General features: G+C 54.2%; 1 protein-coding gene. It reads right to left on the reverse strand.

What is annotated here, in order from left to right:
- On the reverse strand, nucleotides 1-189 hold a 189-nt coding region (locus tag KVT39_RS37060; protein ID WP_217591499.1), incomplete at its 3' end, for a hypothetical protein.
- Between the last annotated feature and the right edge of the window lie 64 nt (nucleotides 190-253).

Below are 253 nucleotides of genomic sequence, written 5' to 3' on the forward strand. Positions count from 1 at the left end.
CGTCGTCACGAAGAGCTTTTCCAGGTGATTGATGATCATTTTGTTCATCCCGTTGGGACCTAAGGACGTCCGCGTGATTTTCGACAGCTGCTTCACAGCATCGATGTTCTTCAGCTCGGCTTCCTCCAGCCCGGTGAGCAGCTTGTGCCCGTCTTTCAGCATGGATTGCACCCCGTAGGACTGCATCATGTACGACAATGCGACCCCGTCCGACTACGCCTCAAGGTTAAACCCTTTCGCAACAGAGTCCGCT

It is taken from the genome of Burkholderia sp. GbtcB21, assembly GCF_019091065.1.
Taxonomy (GTDB): Bacteria; Pseudomonadota; Gammaproteobacteria; order Burkholderiales; family Burkholderiaceae; genus Burkholderia; species Burkholderia pyrrocinia_C.